18 protein-coding genes are annotated in these 20,481 nt (G+C 60.7%); 10 read left to right on the forward strand and 8 right to left on the reverse strand.

Going from position 1 to position 20,481, the window contains the following annotated elements:
• The first annotated feature begins 155 nt into the window (after positions 1–155).
• The 8 genes from Q1A52_RS06000 to Q1A52_RS06035 all read left to right on the forward strand — a co-directional run bounded on the left by Q1A52_RS06000 (position 156) and on the right by Q1A52_RS06035 (position 7,081).
• Complete coding sequence (locus Q1A52_RS06000) at positions 156–950, forward strand: MipA/OmpV family protein (protein ID WP_299778419.1); 795 nt, start codon at positions 156–158, stop codon at positions 948–950.
• Complete coding sequence (locus tag Q1A52_RS06005; protein WP_300012323.1) at positions 904–1,326, forward strand: hypothetical protein; 423 nt, start codon at positions 904–906, stop codon at positions 1,324–1,326. Before Q1A52_RS06000 ends, Q1A52_RS06005 begins: the two co-directional genes overlap by 47 nt.
• A 184-nt stretch (positions 1,327–1,510) precedes the next feature.
• Positions 1,511–3,115 (forward strand): PQQ-dependent sugar dehydrogenase, encoded by a 1,605-nt coding sequence (locus tag Q1A52_RS06010; RefSeq protein ID WP_300012326.1) that lies wholly within the window; start codon positions 1,511–1,513, stop codon positions 3,113–3,115.
• Between the two features lie 256 nt (positions 3,116–3,371).
• On the forward strand, positions 3,372–3,968 hold the full coding sequence (locus tag Q1A52_RS06015) for a uracil-DNA glycosylase family protein (protein WP_300012329.1): 597 nt from the start codon (positions 3,372–3,374) through the stop codon (positions 3,966–3,968).
• Between the two features lie 299 nt (positions 3,969–4,267).
• Positions 4,268–5,062 (forward strand): SseB family protein, encoded by a 795-nt coding sequence (locus Q1A52_RS06020; RefSeq protein WP_300012332.1) that lies wholly within the window; start codon positions 4,268–4,270, stop codon positions 5,060–5,062.
• 159 nt (positions 5,063–5,221) lie between these two features.
• Positions 5,222–5,746, forward strand: a complete 525-nt coding sequence (locus Q1A52_RS06025) for a YHS domain-containing (seleno)protein (RefSeq protein WP_195821676.1) — start codon at positions 5,222–5,224, stop codon at positions 5,744–5,746.
• A gap of 2 nt (positions 5,747–5,748) precedes the next feature.
• Entirely contained in the window at positions 5,749–6,243 is a 495-nt protein-coding gene (locus Q1A52_RS06030) for a rhodanese-like domain-containing protein (protein WP_300012334.1), read from the forward strand.
• A gap of 1 nt (position 6,244) precedes the next feature.
• Positions 6,245–7,081, forward strand: coding sequence for an alpha/beta fold hydrolase (locus Q1A52_RS06035; protein ID WP_300012337.1), 837 nt, complete (start codon positions 6,245–6,247; stop codon positions 7,079–7,081).
• Between the two features lie 213 nt (positions 7,082–7,294).
• Here the strand turns inward: Q1A52_RS06035 and mdoH are convergent, their stop codons facing one another.
• The 8 genes from mdoH to Q1A52_RS06075 form a co-directional block, all read right to left on the reverse strand.
• On the reverse strand, positions 7,295–9,199 hold the full coding sequence (mdoH, locus tag Q1A52_RS06040; protein WP_367277994.1) for a glucans biosynthesis glucosyltransferase MdoH: 1,905 nt from the start codon (positions 9,197–9,199) through the stop codon (positions 7,295–7,297).
• A complete protein-coding gene (locus Q1A52_RS06045; protein ID WP_300012340.1) occupies positions 9,196–10,719 on the reverse strand; it encodes a glucan biosynthesis protein in 1,524 nt (507 codons plus the stop codon). The genes mdoH and Q1A52_RS06045 overlap by 4 nt, the downstream gene beginning before the upstream one ends.
• Positions 10,719–11,960, reverse strand: coding sequence for an OpgC family protein (locus Q1A52_RS06050; protein WP_300012343.1), 1,242 nt, complete (start codon positions 11,958–11,960; stop codon positions 10,719–10,721). The genes Q1A52_RS06045 and Q1A52_RS06050 overlap by 1 nt, the downstream gene beginning before the upstream one ends.
• Positions 11,961–12,008: 48 nt before the next feature.
• Positions 12,009–13,358 carry a tetratricopeptide repeat protein gene (locus Q1A52_RS06055; protein ID WP_300012346.1) on the reverse strand — a complete coding sequence of 450 codons (1,350 nt, stop codon included), beginning with the start codon at positions 13,356–13,358 and terminating at the stop codon, positions 12,009–12,011.
• 174 nt (positions 13,359–13,532) lie between these two features.
• Positions 13,533–14,738 (reverse strand): CaiB/BaiF CoA-transferase family protein, encoded by a 1,206-nt coding sequence (locus Q1A52_RS06060; RefSeq protein ID WP_300012349.1) that lies wholly within the window; start codon positions 14,736–14,738, stop codon positions 13,533–13,535.
• Entirely contained in the window at positions 14,725–16,347 is a 1,623-nt protein-coding gene (locus Q1A52_RS06065) for a thiamine pyrophosphate-binding protein (RefSeq protein ID WP_300012352.1), read from the reverse strand. The genes Q1A52_RS06060 and Q1A52_RS06065 overlap by 14 nt, the downstream gene beginning before the upstream one ends.
• A 113-nt stretch (positions 16,348–16,460) precedes the next feature.
• Positions 16,461–17,030 (reverse strand): GcrA family cell cycle regulator, encoded by a 570-nt coding sequence (locus Q1A52_RS06070; RefSeq protein ID WP_299778405.1) that lies wholly within the window; start codon positions 17,028–17,030, stop codon positions 16,461–16,463.
• 126 nt (positions 17,031–17,156) lie between these two features.
• A complete protein-coding gene (locus Q1A52_RS06075) occupies positions 17,157–18,077 on the reverse strand; it encodes a DMT family transporter (protein WP_300012355.1) in 921 nt (306 codons plus the stop codon).
• Between the two features lie 222 nt (positions 18,078–18,299).
• On the opposite strand from Q1A52_RS06075, the gene Q1A52_RS06080 reads away from it, so the two are divergent.
• Both Q1A52_RS06080 and argF read left to right on the forward strand, forming a co-directional pair.
• Entirely contained in the window at positions 18,300–19,475 is a 1,176-nt protein-coding gene (locus Q1A52_RS06080) for an aspartate aminotransferase family protein (protein ID WP_300012358.1), read from the forward strand.
• Positions 19,476–19,548: 73 nt separating this feature from the next.
• A complete protein-coding gene (argF, locus tag Q1A52_RS06085) occupies positions 19,549–20,475 on the forward strand; it encodes an ornithine carbamoyltransferase (protein ID WP_300012361.1) in 927 nt (308 codons plus the stop codon).
• Positions 20,476–20,481: the final 6 nt, after the last annotated feature.

Below are 20,481 nucleotides of genomic sequence, written 5' to 3' on the forward strand. Positions count from 1 at the left end.
TTGACCACTGGCGAACAGACCTGTGCAATTCGCGAATTCCAGAGACGTGTTGATGAACCTTTCGTTTTCGAACCTGACCACATCGGTACCTGTCTGCGGCGTGCCGCGCTCAACAGGATTGTGCGGCAAAACAGGCAATGATCAAAGGACTTCCCATGTCGAGATATCGCGAGACCTTAACACTGGTTCCCCTTACCGTGTTTTCACTGACACTCCTCAATGCACAGATCGCAGGCGCCCAGGAGACGGGGCGTGACCTGACAGGCGCAATCGGGCTCGGCATCAGTTCCGGACCGGAATTCAATGGATCAGATGAGACCTCAGCCGGCGTTTTTCCGATCTTCGATTTGACCTGGCGCGACCGGTACTTCCTCAACCAACGGGGTTTGGGTGTTTACGCACTGCGGAACCATGGTCCGAATGATCTCTCCGTCGGCATCGCGATCGGGTATGACTTCAACGAGCGGCTGGTAGCAGATGACGCACGTCTGGCAGGGCTCAAGGATGTTGAGGCGGGTGCCCTGCTGACCGCCTTTGCCGAGTATGATGCGGGCATTGCCGATCTGGAATTCGAGGTCAGTCACGGGCTGAGCAGCGACGGGCACGAGGGAACCCGTGCCACGGCGGCTGCTGAATTTGGCATGCCGGTTGGAAAGCGGGTCTATCTGTCTGCCAAACCCTTCGTCACATGGGCGGATGGTTCTTACACAGACGCGTTTTACGGTGTATCTGCGGCAAACGCTGCAACCTCGTCGTTTTCTCGCTTTGAGGCGGGGTCAGGCTTTGAGCGTGTCGGGGTCGAGCTTCGCGCGTCGTATGATCTGACCGTTCGCACCGGTGTTTTCCTCGGGGTCGAGCATGCGCGCCTTCTCGGGGATGCTCAAGACAGCCCGATCTCATTTGATGACAGTCAAACAGAGATATCGACAGGGATCATTTTCCGCTTCTAGACGTTCAGAAATACCTTTTGGGGTGCCGGATCGTTTGTCCGCCCGGCCCCCTGCGGTTCTTGTTGCTGCACAGGAGGTAGCGAATGAAACAAAAGCTCCACATTGCGGTCTTGATGGCTCTGATATGCTGCGGATGGCCGTTGACTATTTGCGAAAATCCGAATTGGACCAAGGCCATATCGGTTGGGCGTGGCATCATGCCTCTCAAGAACTTCTAACTGCAATGGCCGCAGTGTTCCGCGACCACGATGCATGCACCGACCTTCACAAACACTTTGAACATCTGCAGAACCATTCGGCTTTGCGGCTTATAGAGATCACAACCCAATATCGTGCCGTCAGCGGTGCTGAAACACTGCCGGTTTCAAAGGGATAAACCGATTAGGACTGGATCATCGCCTCCTGGTTTCTGGTGTTTTCGTTTCAAAGAAGAAGAGTTTTTAGCTGACGTTTAGTGTTTTAGGCTTCATCAATGATTTAAGGGCATTAAAAAAATGCCGACGGTCCATTGGAGCAGTTGTAAAATGAATATTTTAGGCTTTTTCAAAAGCAGGCGCGGCTTGCGAAGCAACGCCCTGATCTTCATTGGTGTTGCCGCGACCGTCAGCGTGATCGGCATAACGGCTGCCAGATTTTGGGATCGCATCGATGTCCCGGCGATAGGAGACGATCAAAACGTCACCGACGCAACGCAGATTGAGACGATCTTCATGCCGATTGATCGCGAGATTATCCCGATTCCGTCAGAGGCCATTGGATCTGGAGGAGGGATGACCTCGTGGAGCGGCGTTCCGGTTGTCGTCACGGCGACAGGTGAATTCATCGCCGTCGAAAATGGCGAGGCGATAAAGCTTGCAATTTCTGCCCCTGAAAACGGGGTCGATGCCTATGCCGCTTATGTCAAAGAGACAAGTGACCGTGATCCCAGGGAGTATTGGTTTCGCTACAACGATGTTCTCTATTCCAGGGAGCGCGGCGAGCTTATCTTATCCTATTCTCTCTGGAACGATACGAATGCATGCGCCACCAATGCGATTGCGGTGGCCCCTGCGGAGGACCGGCCCGGTCCGATCACTGGTGACTGGGTGGTGAAATATGAAACTGCCCCATGCCTCCCGATTTCGGAGTTCGGAAGCCCGATCCACGGCCAGATGGCTGGGGGTCGCCTTGTGCAGAGGGACGACGGCAAGATCCTGTTGGCCAGCGGCGACTATGGCAAGGACGGTCTTCATGCGCCGCCCATGGCGGCGCAGGCGGATGATTACGACTATGGCAAGATCATCGAAATCGATCTCGACACCGGCGCCGCGCGCCATATCAGCAGCGGCCACTCCAATCCGCAGGGGATTGCACTGGACCGTGACGGAGAAATCTGGATTGCAGAGCATGGACGTCGTGGCGGCGACGAACTGAACCACATACAGGATGGCAAGAACTATGGCTGGCCACTGACATCTCTTGGCACGCGTTACAACAAACTCGCCATTCCGACAGTGATGGAAAACGGTCAGCATTCCGGAGCGTTTGAGGCACCGGTTTATGCATGGCTCCCCTCCGTCGCTCCTGGTGCGCTCATGTTGATCGACGGGTTCGATCCTCTTTGGGATGGCGATCTTCTTCTGGGCACTTTCAAAGATCAGGCCTTGTACCGGATCAGGGTGAGAAATGACCGCGTTTTGTTTGCAGAGAGAATTCCTGTTGGGCAGCGCGTGCGCCATCTCCAGATGTTGGAAGATGGTCGGATTGCAATTTTCACCGATGCAAAAACTGTTGAATTGCTGTCGGTTGGTGCCGCGGATCACGCGTTTGAGTATGCTTTGACCTTCGCGGATCAACTGGATGTGGATACAGCGACACGCGCGTCCTTTCTGGAGACGCTGGATGCTTGCTCTCAATGTCACTCCCTGGGGCAGGTTTCCAACAGTGCAGTTCCCGCCCTTGGCAGCGTATTCGGCAGCGCTTTCTCAGCCGAGATATCGGCACGCTACGAGGGCCCATTGAGTGCGGCCAATCAGGTCTGGAACGAAGAAACGCTGACGGCCTTCCTCGACAATCCAAATGAGTTTGCTCCCGGCACGTCCATGCCCGATCCGATGCTGGAGGAGGGCGAGGTTCTATCCAAACTGGTTCTCCTTCTCTATGCGCTAGCGCGAATTCCTCAATAGTCACTCTGGCCGTCTCAAGCTCACATAAAGAGCCGATGTGTGCAGGGAGCAGGTCACTGCTTACAAGCGCTTGCACTATACAGAGCATTTGATTTTCGACGGGTTTGAAGGTCATGGCATAACCATGTGCTCGAAATGCGCCGTGCCAAACTTGATTGCATAGACGTTTCGCTGACCTAAATTGCTTTTAGAGCAAAACAACAATGGGCGCCGACAAACGCCTTTCCGGTAACAATCTTCGGTCTAAAGGATGCAGATGCCCAAGGATTTACAGGCCCTCAAATCCGCAATGCTTGCGTGCACGCTTTGCAAGGATCTGCCGCTGGGGCCAAACCCTATCTTCCAATTGGACCGGCAAGCCAGAATTCTGATTGTCGGACAGGCGCCAGGCCGTATCACACATGCAAAAGGCCGACCCTTCGACGATCCCTCCGGCGACCGCCTCCGTAGTTGGCTCGCCGTCGACAAACCCACGTTCTACACCGATCCCAGGGTTGGAATTTTCCCGATGGGATTGTGCTTTCCCGGTACGGGATCGGGCGGCGACATGCCGCCGCCGAAAATCTGTGCCACGACCTGGCGGTCATCCGTATTGCAAGCGCTGGAACAGGTTGAGTTGACACTGGTTCTGGGGGCCTACGCGATCGCATGGCACCTGCCAGACCTCGGGGGTAAATCGGTGACGGAAGCCGTCCGGCAATCTTCCAGGGGAGACGGAAACATGTTCGTGCTGCCGCACCCTAGCCCCCGAAACAATCGGTGGCTGAAACAAAACGCCTGGTTCGAAACGGAGGTGATCCCCCGCATCCAACAGAGTGTGAGGCGGATACTGGATACGCCTTCCGGGGTATAAGGAGGGCGTAGGTGCATAAGATGAAGCATTGGCTTCGAGAGATCGTTTTCCAGAGCGCTGTCCGGGAGCTGAGTACGGTACCGGCAGCGCATCTGACGACCGCTGTGCAGATGGTGGTCGGGCAACCCGTGAAAATGGCGCCGGGATGCCTTCGTTGGCGGAGCGGCTGTCGGATCAGGCAAGGTGCATTTTCGTGTTGACCGGCGTTGATTTGCGTCACATCAGCGGGATCATTGAAAATCTACCGTTCAAATGGTGTCCGCTAAGAAGGCAGCGCTCACCTCTGGGGAAGCACGTGCATGACTGAAGTAACTCCACTGGATCAGGCTCACGGCGCGATGGAAGCGGCCCCCGGTGACGATGCGGTACGGCTGCGGTTCTATGAGCGTCTGGCCGAGTGCGAGCTCTTCTTGATGCTTGCTGAGGAGGCGAACGAGGGCGATCAGATATCGCCTGAGCTCTTCGATTTGGGCGATGCCCGCTATGTGCTTGTCTTTGACCGGGAGGAGCGACTCGCCGCCTTTGCAGGCAAGCCGGTGCCTTATGTCGCGCTGTCAGGTCGGATGATCGCTGGGATGCTGGCAGGGCAGGGGATCGGGCTGGGTGTCAATCTGGAGGTGGCGCCTTCGTCGATCTTGCTGCCGGATACGGCAATTGCCTGGTTGCATGACACGTTGGGCAATCAGCCCCGCGAGGTCGAAGCCGCCATTGCCCAAGTGCACGCGCCGAAAGGTCTGCCGGAACACTTCATCACCGCGCTCGATGGTAAGCTGGCGACGGCACTTGGGCTTGCACAAACGGCCTATCTCGTGGGTGTGACTTATGACACCGGCGCGCGCGGGCATATGCTGGGGTTTGTGGGCGCGGTCCCCGAAGCAGAGGGCGCCCTGGCGCGTGCAGCCGGTGAGGCGCTCACGTTCTCCGGCATTGAGGCGGGTGCCATGGATATCGGATTTTTCCGTCACGCTGATCCAATGACCCCTCGGATGGACTCTGTCGGCTTGCGGTTTGATTTGCCTCAGCTGCAGCCCCCCGCGCCACAGCAACCCGGCATTCCGGGAGGGGACCCCGCCAAACCGCCTAAACTCCGATAGGCTCCGCCCCCTCACGTTGTCCTCACGCGGAACACGATGATTTTCACAAGGGCGAGAGGCTGCGCTACAGAGGGTGCAAAGCGGCGGGATCGCCGTCTAAATATTCCAAGAGCTCAAAACCCGACCCTAATGATCCTCTTGAAGAACTGGAGTTTTCTGATGAACCGCTTCCCCCTCAAAATTGCAGGTGCCGCCATTGCGCTGACCATCGCGTCTTCGGCCTGGGCCGGTGATCAATACGTTGATCCGACCGGGTTCGCCGTTTCCGGATATGACGTCGTGGCCTATTTCGACCTCGAACAGAACCCGGTCGGCACGGCGCAGCCTGCGGCGGTGCCCGGTGACAAGGATATCACATCGACCTATAATGGCGCGACGTTCGCGTTCTCGTCCGAAGCCAACAAGGCCGCGTTCGAGGCCGATCCCGAAAAATATGTGCCGCAGTACGATGGCCATTGCGCCTATGGTGTGGCCAAGGGCGGCAAGGTGCCCGGCAACCCCAACCTGTGGCGTATTCTGGATGGTAAACTCTATCTCAACATCACCCAAAACGTCGTGGGCTTCTGGGAAGAAGACATTCCCGGCAACATTCAGCTCTCTGAAGCGAATTGGGTCGATATCGAAGCGGCGCCGGCCTCCGACCGGGCAATCCCGCAGTTTGAAAGTGCAGCACCGGTTGAATGATCATGACTGAGAAGGACCTGCCTTCTCGTTCCCCGGAAGCCTCGCCGCGTCTGACGCGGCGGGGCTTCTTGGCGCTGGGTGCCATTTCCGTGGTCACGGCAGGTGCGGTGGCGTCACGATGGTTCAACATCTGGGCCGAGACGGGCGAGAACGCGCTGAGCGCGCCTCAGGCCCATCAGGCGGCCCTGTCCGGTGATATCCTTTTGGTCGATATCCGCAGACCGGACGAATGGGCGCTCACAGGCGTCGGCGAAGGCGCGATAACGCTCGACATGCGGCGCGAAGATTTTACCGAAGCGCTTCTGGCCGCCGTGCAGAACGACACCACACGCCCCGTTGCCCTGATTTGTGCGCGCGGCGTGCGATCTCGCCATCAGAGCGCGAAACTGACTAAGGCCGGGTTCACGCGCATTATCGACGTGCCCGAAGGCATGCTGGGCTCCGGTGCCGGGCCCGGCTGGATCAAACGCGAACTGCCCCTGCGCAAGGAGAGTTGAGATGAAACGGTTCCTCGCGCTGGTCGCCGCCGCTTGGTTGGGCGGGGCGGCACCGTCGCATGCCGCTTGTGGCGAAGACACGGGGGCCTGCTCGATTGAGATGGGAACCTATCACGCGCGCCTGCCTGAGGCTCCCGTCAAGGGCGCGATACTCTATTTGCATGGGTTCGGCGGGTCGGGCGAGGGCGCGCTGCGACCCAAGGACTGGGTGAACACGGCGCTTGACCGTGGCTATGTGTTGATCGCGCCGGATGGGTTACCCTATGCGGAGGGACGCGGGCGTGGCTGGTCGTTCATCCCGGGCCGCCCGAAATTGCGCGATGAGCCTGCGTTCCTGCAGGCCGTGCGGGATGATGCCGCCGCCCGTTTTGGCTTCGCGGCGGAACGCGTGATCCTGAGCGGTTTTTCCATTGGCGGCTCCATGACCTCTTACATGGCCTGCGACGTGCCGGACAGCTTTGCAGCCTATGCACCGGTGGCCGGTGGTTTCTGGCGCCCGCATCCGACCGACTGCGCGGGACCCGTGCGCCTGTTGCACACCCACGGGTGGACAGATGGCACCGTGCCGCTCGAAGGCCGTGTTCTGCGCGGTCATGACGTGACGGATCCGGAGGCGCTGGTGCAGGGGGATATCTTCTACACGCTGCGCATGTGGCGCGAGGTAAACGCCTGCAACCAATTGCGCGCGGACCGATATGTCACCAAGGGCGACTTTATGCGCCGGGCATGGGATCGCTGTGCCGACGGCTCCGCATTGGAATTTGCGCTCTTTCCCGGTGGGCACGTCGTGCCGCAAGGCTGGGCAGGCATGATGCTGGACTGGTACGAGGGGCTTTGAGCACAGCGTTGCGCGGCAAGCCGCCCGGGCGTCCAGACCGATCAACCGGACACACCGCACAGGTCGGAGGTAGGCCAGAAGCGCGCGTGTGACAGGGCCGAGATCCAGTAGCCGCTCCAACTCCTGAGGGCACCTGTCCCGTCTAGAAAAGTGCGGGTGCCAGTCTATGGCGCGAACTTGAACGCCCCCAATTCTCAAAGTCCGGTGCCGGAGTTATTCAGCGGGAAGCTGGCCTGCGTCCAATAGATTGCGCAGCCGCGATCTCTCAAGTCGCGCGCGGCCGACAATGGCGGGTTCGCGAATGGTGTGCGGGCTTTGCATCCGCAGCCCGCCCGGCAGTGCGCGCGATAGTGGCACAGCGCTGAGCGCTGACAACGGCACGGCGAGGCAGAGACTGGCGACAATCGGGATGAGCCAGAGAGAGATAAGACCGGAAGCCAAGCCAATCAGAAGCACTGCGCCCAGTAGGGTTTCCGCCCAGTGGAACCGGATCAGCGTACGTAGCGGATAGGCATGGGCATGGCGCGACTGTGTGGCCCAGGCGTCGGATTGGCCGAGCAGGGCGCGCAATACCGCGCGGGTCTGCTGGATCATCAGGATCGGCGCATAGGCAATCGACAAGATGATTTCGACCAGAAAGGCAGTCAGGAAAGCGCCGCGTCCGCCGTAGACCCGCGTGGCCTTGGGATGCAGGGCGATGATGCCCGCCCCCACAAGCTTGGGGGTCAGCAGCATGGCGTACATGATTACCAGGAAGACGGCGGAATCGATATGGCTCATCTCCGGCGGCCAATCCGGGAAGAGCGGATTGGTCTCGTTGAAATAGCGCACGACGTTGGTGTCCGCGTCGACGCCCAGCAGGGCCCAGATCACCAGCAAGACAAACCACGCAGGTGACAGCAAATAGCTCACTGCGCCGTGGAAGAGATGAAAGCGCGACACCGGGTGCAGACCCGCAGTGCCCAGCAGGCGCAGGTGCTGCAGGTTGCCACGGCACCACCGCTGGTCCCGCAGCACGTAGTCGATCAGCGTGCCGGGCGTCTCTTCGAAACTGCCAGAGACGCGCGGCAGAAACCGCACACGCCATCCAGCACGGCGCAGAAGCCCCGCCTCGACAAAGTCGTGGCTGAGGATCAGTTCCGCCTGGCCCTTGCGCCCCTGCAAATGAGGCAGTCCGGCGGATGCCGCAAAGGCGCGCGTGCGGATGATCGCGTTGTGGCCCCAGTAATTGCCTTCGCTACGCGCCCATTTCGCCAACCCTTCGGCCAGCAACCAGCCATAGGCAATGTTGGAGAATTGCTGCAATCGGGCAAATATGGTTTCGGCTCCGATCAGCATCGGGAAGGTCTGGATCAGGCCGGTCTCGGGGTCGACGCTAAGCTCGCCTGCAAGGCGGTCGATGGCGCGCCCGGTCATCAGACTGTCGGCGTCCAGCACCACCATGGCTTCATAGGCGGCGCCCCATCCGGTGATCCAGTCAACAAGGTTGCCGACCTTCTTATCCGTGTTGGCGGCCCGGCGGCGATAGTGAACGGCAAACCCGTCCGGCGCGGAGGCGGCCAGATCGGCAAAGGCGCGCTGTTCATCCTCGGCAATGGCAGGGTCGCGTGTATCCGACAGCACAAAGAGCGTGTAGCTGTGTGCGCTCTGGCGTCGTGCAAGGTCGTCCAACATTGCCGTTGCATTGCCAAAAACGTCGCTCGGTACTTCGTTGTAGATGGGCACCAGCAAGGCCACATCCATCGGGACCACCTCTTTGGGGCTGCGGCCTTGGGCCGTTTCACGGGCCAGCAGCCCGGCAATGGCCACGCCGACGGTGCTGACAGACAGCGTAACCCAGACAAAGGTCACGCCAATCAGCGCCAGAAGCGCCCATTCCAACCCGGTCATGCCGGTCTCAGATAGCCAGCCGTGCAAGGCAGACATCAGCATTGCCGTGCCGATCAGTGCCGGGAGGAACAGGGCGAGCCGCCAGCCAATCGTGCGCTCAGGCCCTTGCGTCGGCGCAATCCGGGGAGTGCCCGGAGAGGCGGACAGGTCTTGGGCGCGCATCTTCAACGGCGCACGAGGAGGCATTGTTGCTGCCATCCCACCCATCGTGTCCGTACCTTCGTTCATCCCGTTGTCCACCGGTAGAGCCAAACCTCGCTGAGCGGCGTGCCATCGAGACGCAGTTGCGCCCTGAATTCGATGTATCTGGCCTCACCCGCCTGAAAGGTGAACGCCAAGCGGGGTCCATTGGTTTCAGGATTTCTTTGCACCAGCCCGTCGGACAGCGTGCCATCGCTGCCGCGCAGGATGATATCGAGCCGTGACAGATCGTCAGGCACCAGCGCGCCATCTTCGAAATCGATGGTGACCACCTTGCCGCCTTCGGGGCGCCCGCCTATGGCCGTGCTGAGTACGCGCAGCGGCATGTCAGCCTTTGGGGCCGGATCGTCGCCCCAATCCATCAGGTAGCTCATCTGGTGACTTTGTCCGGCCAGAATGGGTTCTGACGGGCGCCAATAGGCGACGATATTGTCGTAAATCTCCAGATCAGCCGGGATCTCGACCAGGGTGACCGAGCCTTGCCCCCAGTCCTCCTGCGGGGTGATCCACAGGGAAGGTCGCGAGTGGTAAAGTGCTTCGAGATCGGCGTAGTCACGGAACTCACGCGGGCGCTGCATCAGGCCAAAACCGCGCGGATTATTGTCGGAAAACGCGCTGATCTGCAGCGTCAGCGGATTGGCAAGCGGCCGCCAGATCGTCTCGCCCGCGCCGTTGTGGATGAGCAGGCCATCACTGTCGTGCACTGCGGGGCGGAAGTCGTCGAAACGCTGGCGCATTGTCTCGTCGAAGAGGAACATCGAAGTGAGCGGGGCAATGCCCACATGGTCCATATCGGTCCGCGCGAAAATTTCCGCCGAGACCGCCATGCGCAGCGTGTCGCCATGGGCGATATCAAACCGGTAGGCACCAGTGCAACTGGGGCTGTCGAGCAGGGCGTGCAGCACGACCGACCCGGACCCCGGTTGCGGTGTCTCCAGCCAGAAGGCGGTGAAGTCAGGGAACTCCTCGCCCATCGGATCGCCAGTCTTGAGCGCAAGGCCGCGGGCAGACAGACCATATGTCTCGCCCGTGCCGATCCCCCGGAAATAGCTGGCACCTTGGAAGACGGCATATTCCTGAAAGATGCCCGCCTGCTCCAGCTCCGCCCGCAGGCGCAGTCCGGAATAGCCCAGCGTCGCATCGATCTCGACATCCGGGAACTTATCGGTGCTGTCGAAAACGCCCATGTCAAAGGCGAGGGGCCGTGCGGCGCCGTTGTCGACGACATTGATCTCCACCGCCTGCGGAAAATACAGACCGGGCGGAAAGACATCGACGCGTTGCGGTCTGAGCGAGCCTTCCCAGAGCGCGTTGCGCCCATCGAACCAGATCTTGCGATATTGGTCATAAGTCAGGTTGCGCCAGCTTTCGGGGATCAGCGGACGGGGGGTGTAATCCGCCTCTGCCAAAGCCACCGCACGGGCGCGCACGGTGGACGCATCGAAGGGTTGCGCATCCCCAAGTTGCAATCCGGGCTCCTCGGCGAAGCTGGCCGATGGCACCGCAGCCAGTGCGGCAAGGGATTTCAGAACATCGCGACGTAGCATCAGTGCACCGCCTTTTTGCGCCAGGGTTGGGATTTGTACCAGCCCGCGCCGTAGGCGGTCATGACAAGCACACCCATGCCTGCAAGGTTGACGGCCACGACAGTCCAGGTGTCGCGACCGATGTTATCCATGACAAATCCGCTGACCCGCGCGATGAACATGCTCACAATGAAGACGGCGAGCGACTGCTGTCCGACCTTCAGGATGATCGCGAGCGTGCGTTGCCAGATGCGGGCCGCGATACCGTCGCCTTGCGTTAAAAGCCGCGCACCCTTGTCGCCTGCCGCCACCCAGCAGAGATACGCAAGCGCCAGGAAATGCACATACCGCAGCAACCCGAAATCGGATTTGTCGATCAGCATCTTGTTGGCGATGCGCCAGTCGCGGGCCCAGTCGAAACCAAATTCACGCACTCCGATGTTCGACAGCGGGATGTTCATCAAAACAAGAGCCAGCGCGATGCCGAACAACAGCGGCGAGACCGGTGGCTTAGGCAACCAGCCACGCATGAAGGCAAAACCCGTAAAGAAAATGAGCTGCCAGCCAAAGGGGTTGAAGAACCACGTCCTGTCCGACCATGGCTCTGCCGGGAGGGCAAGGTTCAGGTGATCAAGTCCGACCAAAGCCAGCAGCCGTTCCTGCGCAAAGAGCCAGACAAGCCCAACAAAGGCCGCCACCAGGCCGAGATGCACCCGGGACAATGCCATGATCAGGGGCATCATCGCCAGCACGATCATATACATGGGCAGAATGTCAAAATAGTTGGGCACGTAAGTCAGGGTCAGCAACCCAACGAGTTGCGGCCCCGGTTCGGCAAAGAACTTCCACAGGTTGAGCGTACCGATATAGACCTTATCGTAGGCCCCGGTCATGTCGATGGCGGCCAGCAAGGTCGCAACGGCAAAGAAGAGCCCGATGTGCGCCCAATAGACCTGCCAGACCCGAAAGCTGACCCGCGCCGTGCCGAGCCGCCAGCCGACGGTGTCGTATGCGCGCCCAAAGGCGATTGCAGAGGCCATGCCGGAACAGAAGACAAAGATCTCTGTCGCATCTGAAAAGCCCCAGCGCGCGGGGATCCAGGACGTAAAGAAGTTCCCCGGCGTATGGGCGAAGAGGATGATGAACATCGCAATGCCGCGAAAGAAGTCTAGACGAACGTCGCGCTGCTTGGCCACAGGGGCTGCTTCGGTGCGCGAAGGGGAGGCGCGTGGCGTCATATGGGCGGGGTCGGCAAGTGTCATGGCCGGTCTTTATGCTGTGTAAAAGGAATTGTCATCAGGGGCTTGCGATCATTGTGCGGGGATCCGCCGGGCCTCTTGAATGCTGGCCAGGCGGGTGGTGGTGAAACGGTCCGGCCGTCCTGCCCGTCGGGCCAGACGGTCCGCGATGACGGCTTCTGTCTGCTCGTAACGACCCGCGCGCAGACCCGCGTCAATGGTGATGCGGTCGAAGACGTCACGCTGGGCGTGGCTGCCGCCGATGGTTTGCAATGTCGGGCGCGCGGCTGTCAGATCGGCAAAGGCGGCGTCATAGCGCCCTTCGGCAAAGGCATTCAGTCCGGCAAGGGCCGCGACACCGGGGTCGGCATAGCGCCTCGGCATCTCGCCGGATCTCGCAGCATCGCGGGCAAATCGCCGGGTCATTGCGGCCTTCGCCTCTGGCCGGTCGGCCCCTGTCAGCGCCAGCATGTAATGCAGATCGGCAAAGACAACGCAGCCATCCTCGGTGCGGTTCTGTGCCAGATCCGCCAGCTCTTCCCAGCGCGGGCCGACATCCACGCCCTCCAACTCCAGACGGACCAGAAGGGAGGTTGCGTTGGAAATGTCGCGGTAGTCGTCGGTCTTGTCGGCGCGGATCTGAGCGTCGTAGAGGCCCAGGGCAACGTCATGCTGACCGCGGTCCATGTGCAGCAGCGCCTTGTGCCACCAGACGTGATAGCGGAAGTTGTTGCAGTGATCCCAGGCACCGGTGTTGCCTTCGATTAGCGCGATCCCCAGATCGGGCCGCGCCGTCATGTCGTAAACATGCGTGACCGCATGTAGCCCCCATGAATCGTCCGGCGCCAATGTCAGCCCCTCGCGCCCGGCGGCTTCGGCCCGGTCGTAGGCCCCGGTTTCTTCCAATGCGAAGGCGTGGCAACCCAAAGCAAATCCGCGACAGGTATGATCGGGGCCATGGGCCTCCAGCACCCGTTCGATGGAGGCGCGCATGCCGGTGGCATCCCCGAGGATGAAGCGAATGGCGTGGCTGACCTTGGCTGTTAGCGTATCTTCGGGGTGCCGCGTCAAGACGCCTTCCATTGCTGCGACAGCCTTGGTGGGGTGCCCGTCGAGCCAGTGATCCAGGGCGCGTGTCCAAGCGGCCTCGCGAAAGCTTGGGGTTGTGTTCGCGCAGGCCAGATGGGCAGCTATTGCCGCCTCTTGCGCCGTTTTCGTTAACTCCGCGCGCCCCAGCATCAGGGAGAACAACCCGCGTGCCGCATGGCCCATCGCAAAATCCGGATGGCTTGTCAGCACGGCGCCCAAATGGGTCGGCGTCGCGGTGCTATGGGCCAGAAACGCCCGCACCATGCCATTCCAGTGATCCAGCGCCGCTTGGGTAGAGAGCGAAACAGGGCTGTTACAGATATCATACATCATCAGGATCGCGCCTTTATTCTCGGAACAGAACAATTCTTTAACGCAATATCGGCACGTGCGAAGGTTCCGGGCAGGCGGTACACGCCAACGTGAAGCCGCGTGTTAGATTTCCGCCAATGTTTCAGGAATAAGCCCGGAATACAGGCGGAATAAAGCCGATTTCGCCAGTGTGTTTCAGTCCGCCTTGGGCTTGATTTCAAAGGCGTCGAGCACGATCTGAGTGTCCTTCCCAAAGCGCGGCGGCGCGTGCCGGTAGGTCACGGGCGTGCGGGAGAACTTCAGAGGATTTCCCAAAAGCGCAACGCTACCACCTGCGGTATCTGTCGCCTCGACCTGCACAACCGTATCGCGCGCCTTGGCTTGATCAGAGCTAAGCGCTTCGGCAACAGTGTGAATCGGTCCGGCAGGAACCTTCACCGCGTGGCAGCGGGCCAGGACGTCTTTGCGCTGTACATCGGCAAGGGCTGTGGTGATCTTTGCGGTCAACGCCGCGCGGTTTTCGATCCGGGCAAGGTTCGTGGCATAGGCAGGGTGCTCTGCAAGGGCGGACATGCCGAAGGCATCGCAGAACCGCGCAAACTGGGCGTCATTGCCGACGGCCAACAATACGTGCCCGTCCGCGCAGGGAAAGGCGTCATAGGGCACGATGTTCGGGTGCGCGTTGCCGCGTCGTTCCGGCAGTTTGCCGGAAGTCAGGAAATTGGTGCCCTCGTTGATCAGCCAGGCCATTTGCGCGTCCACCAGTGCCAGATCAATGTGCTGACCCTCGCCGGTTTTGTCGCAGTGGCGCAGGGCGGCCAGAATACCGATGGTCGCGTACATCCCGCACATCACGTCGGCAATGCCCACGCCCACCTTCATCGGCGGGCCGTCCGGGGCACCCGTCAGCGACATGATCCCACCATAGCCCTGCGCCATCAGATCATAGCCGGGCTGCGCGCTGTTCGGGCCGGTTTGGCCAAAACCCGAAATCGAGCAATAGACAAGGCCGGGATGCGCCTTCAGAAGGGTCGCGTGATCCAGCCCGTATTTCTCCAGACCGCCGGGCTTGTAGTTTTCGACCACAACATCCGCCCGCGCCGCTAGCTGGCGCACCGTGTGCTGGCCTTCCTCACTCGACAGATTGATCGATATCGACAGCTTGTTGCGGTTGGCGGCCATGAAGTAGGCCGACAGATCGGTCGGGTTGCCCGCGCTGTCCCTGGCATAGTTGGGGCCCCAGCTGCGGGTATCGTCCCCCTTGCTCTTGGGGTTCTCGACCTTGATCACGGTCGCGCCGAGGTCACCCAGCATTTGCGTGGCGGTGGGCCCGGCCAGAATGCGGCTGAGGTCCAGCACAACCAATCCGTCGAGCGCCATGGGGGTGTCAGATGCGGCCATCGTAGGCCCCGCGCTCGATCACGGCAGCAATCACGGTGAAGGTCTCCGCCGTCATCGCGGTGTGCAGGGCGTCGGTCAGCTCGGCGCGGGTGGTCACGGTATGGCCAGCGCCGCCAAAGGCCACGCCCATGGCCGCGAAATCATGTTTGGCGAAATCCACGCCGCGGTTCTTCATCTGGCGCGAGCGTTGTTTCAGCTCGATCAGGGATAGGGAGGCGTCGACAAAAACCACGATGATCGGTTTTAACCCCAATTCGGCGGCGGTGGAAAGCTCGCCTGCCACCATCAGGAAACCGGCATCGCCGCAAAATCCGACAACGGGTCTGTCGGGGTCGGCGAGCTTGGCGCCCATGGCCAGCGGGATGGCGCAGCCCATGGTGCAGAGGGCGGTGGATTGGGTCAGCCCGCGCGCCTCATAACATTCCCACATCTGGCTGAGCAGGATGCGGTGCGCGCCACTGTCCACGGTTGCCAGTGTCTCGCGTGGCAGCAGCTGACGGCAGGTGTCCATGATGGCCGACGGGCCCCAGTCTTCATCCGTTGGAAAGGCTTGCGCCAGCGCGGATTTGGTGGCGGAAATCTCTCCACCCGGCCATGTATCCTGGGGTGTCACGCCGTCTGACAGCGCCTTGAGGCTGGCGGCGCAATCGGCGATGAAATTGAGGCTCGACTGATGCATGTAGTGGTGATTAGGCTCGGCGGTGATGTCGATGACCCGCTGGTGCGTGGGGTCCCATATGTCGCGCCAGCCGACACGCATTTCGATGGGATCATAGCCGACACAGAGGATCAGATCCGCGTTTTCGATGAACGGCAGCAGGTGGCGGTCTGCCAGTGGTGACAACCCGGCGCCGCCAAGCGCCAGTGCGTGATCCTCGGCCAGCAGCCCCTTGGCCTTGTAGGTGGTGATCACCGGCACGCCAAAGCGTTCAGCAAAGGCGGTGACCTCTGCGCCTGCGTCTTCGACCATCGCGTCCAGTCCCAGGATCATGACGGGGCGTTCGGCGCCTTGCAGCCACGCGCGCGCGGTTGCCAGATCCTCGCCCGAGGGCGCAGTGGCAGAGGCCTTGGCGCGGGGGGGCGGGGCTTTTGCGGGCACCTGCGCATCCGCGACAGAGATCGGAACGTCGATATGTACCGGGCCGGGGCGGCCTTCGGTGGCGATGGCCACAGCCTTGTCCGCGATCACATGGGTGGCACCGGGCACCAGCGAAAACGTGGCCTTGGTGATCGGGCGGAAGACGGCCTGCTGATCGAGCACCTGATGCGTGTAGGTCTGGGCTTCGTCCGCATCGACGGCCCCGGCCAGCACGATCATGGGCACGCGATCCTGATGCGCATTGGCCACCGCATTTACGCCGTTCAATGCACCGGGACCAACGGTGGCCACCAGAATTCCCGGCGCGCCCGTACGGTGATAGGCGCCTTCGGCCATGAAGGCCGCCGCGTTTTCATGCTTGGCCAAGATAAAACGGATGCCCGCATCTTCAAGCGCATCAACCAGTGTCAGGACTTCGCCCCCTGGCATGCCAAAGGCATAGCGGCACCCTTCGGCGTAAAGGCGGCGCGCCAAGGCATCTGCCGCTCTGATCGTTGTTGATGTGGCCACGTGCCGCTCTCCCGACTGTCACTTCACTGCATCGTCATAAACGATGCCGAGGCGAGCGCAATTCACCATTGTGTTCGAAGTGTTTCAAGACGCGCCGGTGCGGGCGGGACGGATCAACGGCGGCGATCACGCCGCGAAGACATGGGTTGAAAGGCAACGCCAACATGTGCTTCGCAATAGGGCTTGCCTTGCTGCACGGGCAGGCCGCAGAACCAGAAATCGTCCGTTGCCGGATCCCCCACGGGCCATTTGCATGTCCGTTCAGTCAGTTCCATCAAGGAGAGCTTCTTGGCCTTCTTCTCGATTTCAGACACCTTGGCCAGCGCTTCGGGACTGATTTCGTTCGCCGAAGGCTGCGGCGGCAGGGGCTGACCCGCCGGAATGATCTGCCTGCGTGCGGGCAGCGGCTTGGGGGCCGCGGGTTCGGCCTCTACCTTGGCGGCAGGCTCGGCGGCTTTGGGGACCGGTTTGGGTTTGGCTTCGGCCTTGGGGGCCGGTTTGGCCTTGGGCTCCTGCTTGGCCGTGGCGGACGCGGTGGCGCGGTTCGACAGACCCAGACGATGCACTTTGCCGATCACGGCATTGCGGGTCACGCCGCCAAGCTCTTTGGCGATCTGGCTTGCGGATTGACCCTCGCCCCACATCTTCTTGAGCATTTCCACGCGTTCGTCAGTCCACGACATCAGCCATTCCCTAATTTAAAAGCGGTCCTGCTGGCTGCGGACCGCTTTGTCAGTATCGATATCGCCCTATTTTAGTCACTCGGGACGGAGTTACAAGCGGTGAACGCGCGTCACTTGGGCCGCAATCTATGGCAATTGACGCAGTCGCGCCTCGCGCCATGCCAACAAGAGCCCGCCCGACAGAATGATGCCTGCGCCCGTTAGCGTGATCCAATCGGGGATCTGGGCAAAAAACGCAATGTCATAGAGCGTGGCAAAGATCAGCGTGCCATAGCTGAAAGGCGCCACGAAACTTGCATCGGCGCGGGCCATTGCATTGACGAAACAGGCCTGTGCCAAAGCCATGCAAATGCCCAAGGCGATCAGAACAGCCCATTGAGCCGCCGTCGGCATCTGCCAGACCGCCAGAACGGCAACCGAGGCGATGAGGACACCGAGGAAGTTGTTGATCAGCAGAACCTGGATCGGTGCCTCGCGCCCGGAGAGTTTCTTGATGAAGATGATCTCCACGCCCATGATCATTGCCGCCGCGAGCGCCAGAAGGCTCGCAATCTGGAAACTCTCAGGTGTCGGGCGCAACAACAGCAGCGCCCCGGTCAGAGCGATAGCAGCCGCGCTCCAGCGAATGCGCCCGACTTTTTCCCCCAGAAGCGGGATGGCCAGGATCATCCCGAAAACCGGGTTGAGAAACACGATGGCCGTGGCATCAGCCAGCGGGATGAAGGCGACGGAGGCGAACATCAGCGTGACGCCGCCCCACCCAAAGAACGTGCGGGCAAAATGCAGACCCCAATGAGGGCGCGTCAATTGAGGCCGCGTCGCCGCGACTGCCGACGCGATGGCGATGAACGCAAAGACAAAACGCCCATGGCTGATCTGGAACGGGTGCAGCGGCGGACCAAGCGTATCACCCCCAAGCGCCTTGGCAAAAAGGGTGGTAGCGGCAATGAAGGCCGTCGCCACGATCATCAGCAAGACGGCAAGCCTGGGATTATGCTTTTTCGGCAGGAACATTCTGGCTGCTATGCGCCCGAACCGCACGGGCATCAAGCATGAAAAGGGCTTTGCAAATCTGCTGGAATACGGTAGCCGTTTGCTATGATCACGTTGAATTTGAAAATGAACCGACGACGCGCAGCCGCATAATCCCGCTGCCATGATCTTGTGCGCCCGGCGCATTCCTCCACTTCTCACTTAAAATGTTGACCTGTCTGTTTGGCTCATGCACGTGTTGTGTTCTTGCTGCAGACCCCTGAAAAGGATGATCCGATGATCCCGACCCTTTTGCCCACGTATGCCCGTGCTCCGCTCAGCTTTGTCAAAGGCGAAGGCGCTTGGTTGATCGAGGCGGATGGGCGACGTTTCCTGGATCTCGGTGCGGGGATCGCCGTCAACGCGCTGGGTCACGCGCACCCCGCACTCGTGGCCGCACTGACCGATCAGGCCGGGGTGCTTTGGCATACGTCTAACCTCTATCAGATCCCGAAACAGCAGGAGCTGGCGGACAAGCTGACCGCGCACAGCTTTGCCGACACGGTGTTTTTCACCAATTCCGGGACGGAAGCCTGCGAACTGGCCGTGAAGATGGCGCGCAAATACTGGTACGAAAAAGACCAGCCTGAAAAGACCGATATCATCGCCTTCACCGGTTCGTTCCACGGTCGGTCATCGGCAGGCATTGCCGCGGCGGGGTCGGAGAAGATGACCAAGGGCTTTGGACCGCTGTTGCCGGGTTTCGTACATCTAGAGTTCGGCGATCACGCGGCGCTGACGGAGGCGATCTCAGAGACGACGGCGGCCATTCTGCTGGAGCCCGTGCAGGGCGAAGGTGGCATCCGCCCGGTGCCCGATCAATGTCTCAAAGGACTGCGCGATCTCTGTGATGAAAAGGGCATCCTGCTGATCCTGGACGAGGTGCAATGCGGTGTCGGTCGGACCGGCAAGCTCTTTGCGCATGAATGGTCCGGGATCACGCCGGATATCATGATGGTAGCCAAGGGCATTGGCGGCGGCTTTCCCCTCGGTGCGGTGCTGGCGACCGAAGAGGCGGCGCGCGGTATGACGCTGGGCACCCACGGCTCGACCTACGGCGGCAACCCTTTGGGTTGTGCAGTTGGGTCTGCGGTGATGGATCACGTGACGGACCCCGCGTTTCTGGACAGCGTGAACCGCAAGGCCGGGCTTTTGCGGCAAAAGCTGGAGGGCCTGACCGCGACACATCCCGATGTGTTCGAGAGCGTGCGTGGATCGGGCCTGATGCTGGGGCTCAAATGCAAGGCTGCGAATGTCGATGTGGTCAAGGCGGGCTACGATCAACTGGTGCTGACCGTTCCGGCGGCGGACAATGTGATCCGTCTTTTGCCACCGCTGACGATCGAAGACGAGGAAATCGCGCAGGCGATTGACCGTCTGGACGCTGCTGCAGTGGCGCTGTCAGCGGCCTAAGGGTCCTTAAGGCCGGGACCTTGCGTCGGTCAGGGACCGGTACAATTCAAATTCAAAGACGAAACGACAAATCATGAACCATTTTCTCGATATTCACCTGACCGATCCATCGGATTTGCGGCAGATCATCAACAGCGCGTCGACCATGAAAACGGCCCGTGCCGGGCGCCCGCGCGGGGCGCTGGACGATGATCAGGCGCTCAAGGATCGCATGGTCGCGTTGATTTTCGAAAAGCCGTCTACCCGGACGCGCGTTTCATTCGATGTGGGCGTGCGCCAGATGGGGGGGCAGACCATGGTGCTGTCCGGCTCGGACATGCAACTGGGGCATGGCGAAACCATCGCCGATACGGCGCGCGTGCTCAGCCGCTATGTCGATCTGATCATGATCCGGACCTTTGACGAGGCGGTACTGACCGAGATGGCGGAGTTTGCCACCGTGCCGGTGATCAATGGTCTTACCGACCGGACGCACCCCTGCCAGATCATGGCGGATGTACTGACCTTTGAAGAGCATCGCGGCCCGATCAAGGGCAAGAAGGTGGTCTGGTCCGGCGATGGCAACAACGTCTGCGCGTCGTTCTTGCATGCGGCGGGGCAGTTCGGTTTCGATCTGACCTTCACCGGCCCGCCGACCCTGGACCCCGAGCAGGAGTTTGTTGATCTGGCAAGGGCCAAGGGCTCGAAAGTGGAGATCGAACGCGACCCCGACAAGGCTGTGGCGGGCGCTGATCTGGTGGTCACCGATACCTGGGTGTCAATGCACGATGCGCAGTCCGCGCGGGAACGTCGGCACAATCAGCTGCGCCCCTACCGCGTTGACGAAGTCTTGATGTCCAAGGCCAAGCCCGACGCACTGTTCATGCATTGCCTGCCTGCCCATCGCGATGACGAGGCGACGTCCGAGGTGATGGACGGGCCGCATTCGGTCATTTTTGATGAGGCCGAAAACCGTCTGCATGCGCAAAAAGCCATCCTGCGCTGGTGTCTCGAAGTCTGATCAGAC

Origin of the sequence: uncultured Roseobacter sp. (genome assembly GCF_947488185.1) — a bacterium.
Classification (GTDB): Bacteria; Pseudomonadota; Alphaproteobacteria; order Rhodobacterales; family Rhodobacteraceae; genus Roseobacter.

Coding starts and splice junctions, on each gene's coding strand:
- Q1A52_RS06000 (WP_299778419.1), top strand. CDS start 156: ATGTCGAGATATCGCGAGACCTTAACACTGGTTCCCCTTACCGTGTTT.
- Q1A52_RS06005 (WP_300012323.1), top strand. CDS start 904: ATGACAGTCAAACAGAGATATCGACAGGGATCATTTTCCGCTTCTAGA.
- Q1A52_RS06015 (WP_300012329.1), top strand. CDS start 3,372: ATGCCCAAGGATTTACAGGCCCTCAAATCCGCAATGCTTGCGTGCACG.
- Q1A52_RS06020 (WP_300012332.1), top strand. CDS start 4,268: ATGACTGAAGTAACTCCACTGGATCAGGCTCACGGCGCGATGGAAGCG.
- Q1A52_RS06025 (WP_195821676.1), top strand. CDS start 5,222: ATGAACCGCTTCCCCCTCAAAATTGCAGGTGCCGCCATTGCGCTGACC.
- Q1A52_RS06030 (WP_300012334.1), top strand. CDS start 5,749: ATGACTGAGAAGGACCTGCCTTCTCGTTCCCCGGAAGCCTCGCCGCGT.
- Q1A52_RS06035 (WP_300012337.1), top strand. CDS start 6,245: ATGAAACGGTTCCTCGCGCTGGTCGCCGCCGCTTGGTTGGGCGGGGCG.
- mdoH (WP_367277994.1), bottom strand. CDS start 9,199: ATGAACGAAGGTACGGACACGATGGGTGGGATGGCAGCAACAATGCCT.
- Q1A52_RS06045 (WP_300012340.1), bottom strand. CDS start 10,719: ATGCTACGTCGCGATGTTCTGAAATCCCTTGCCGCACTGGCTGCGGTG.
- Q1A52_RS06050 (WP_300012343.1), bottom strand. CDS start 11,960: ATGACACTTGCCGACCCCGCCCATATGACGCCACGCGCCTCCCCTTCG.
- Q1A52_RS06055 (WP_300012346.1), bottom strand. CDS start 13,358: ATGATGTATGATATCTGTAACAGCCCTGTTTCGCTCTCTACCCAAGCG.
- Q1A52_RS06060 (WP_300012349.1), bottom strand. CDS start 14,738: ATGGCCGCATCTGACACCCCCATGGCGCTCGACGGATTGGTTGTGCTG.
- Q1A52_RS06070 (WP_299778405.1), bottom strand. CDS start 17,030: ATGTCGTGGACTGACGAACGCGTGGAAATGCTCAAGAAGATGTGGGGC.
- Q1A52_RS06075 (WP_300012355.1), bottom strand. CDS start 18,077: ATGCCCGTGCGGTTCGGGCGCATAGCAGCCAGAATGTTCCTGCCGAAA.
- Q1A52_RS06080 (WP_300012358.1), top strand. CDS start 18,300: ATGATCCCGACCCTTTTGCCCACGTATGCCCGTGCTCCGCTCAGCTTT.
- argF (WP_300012361.1), top strand. CDS start 19,549: ATGAACCATTTTCTCGATATTCACCTGACCGATCCATCGGATTTGCGG.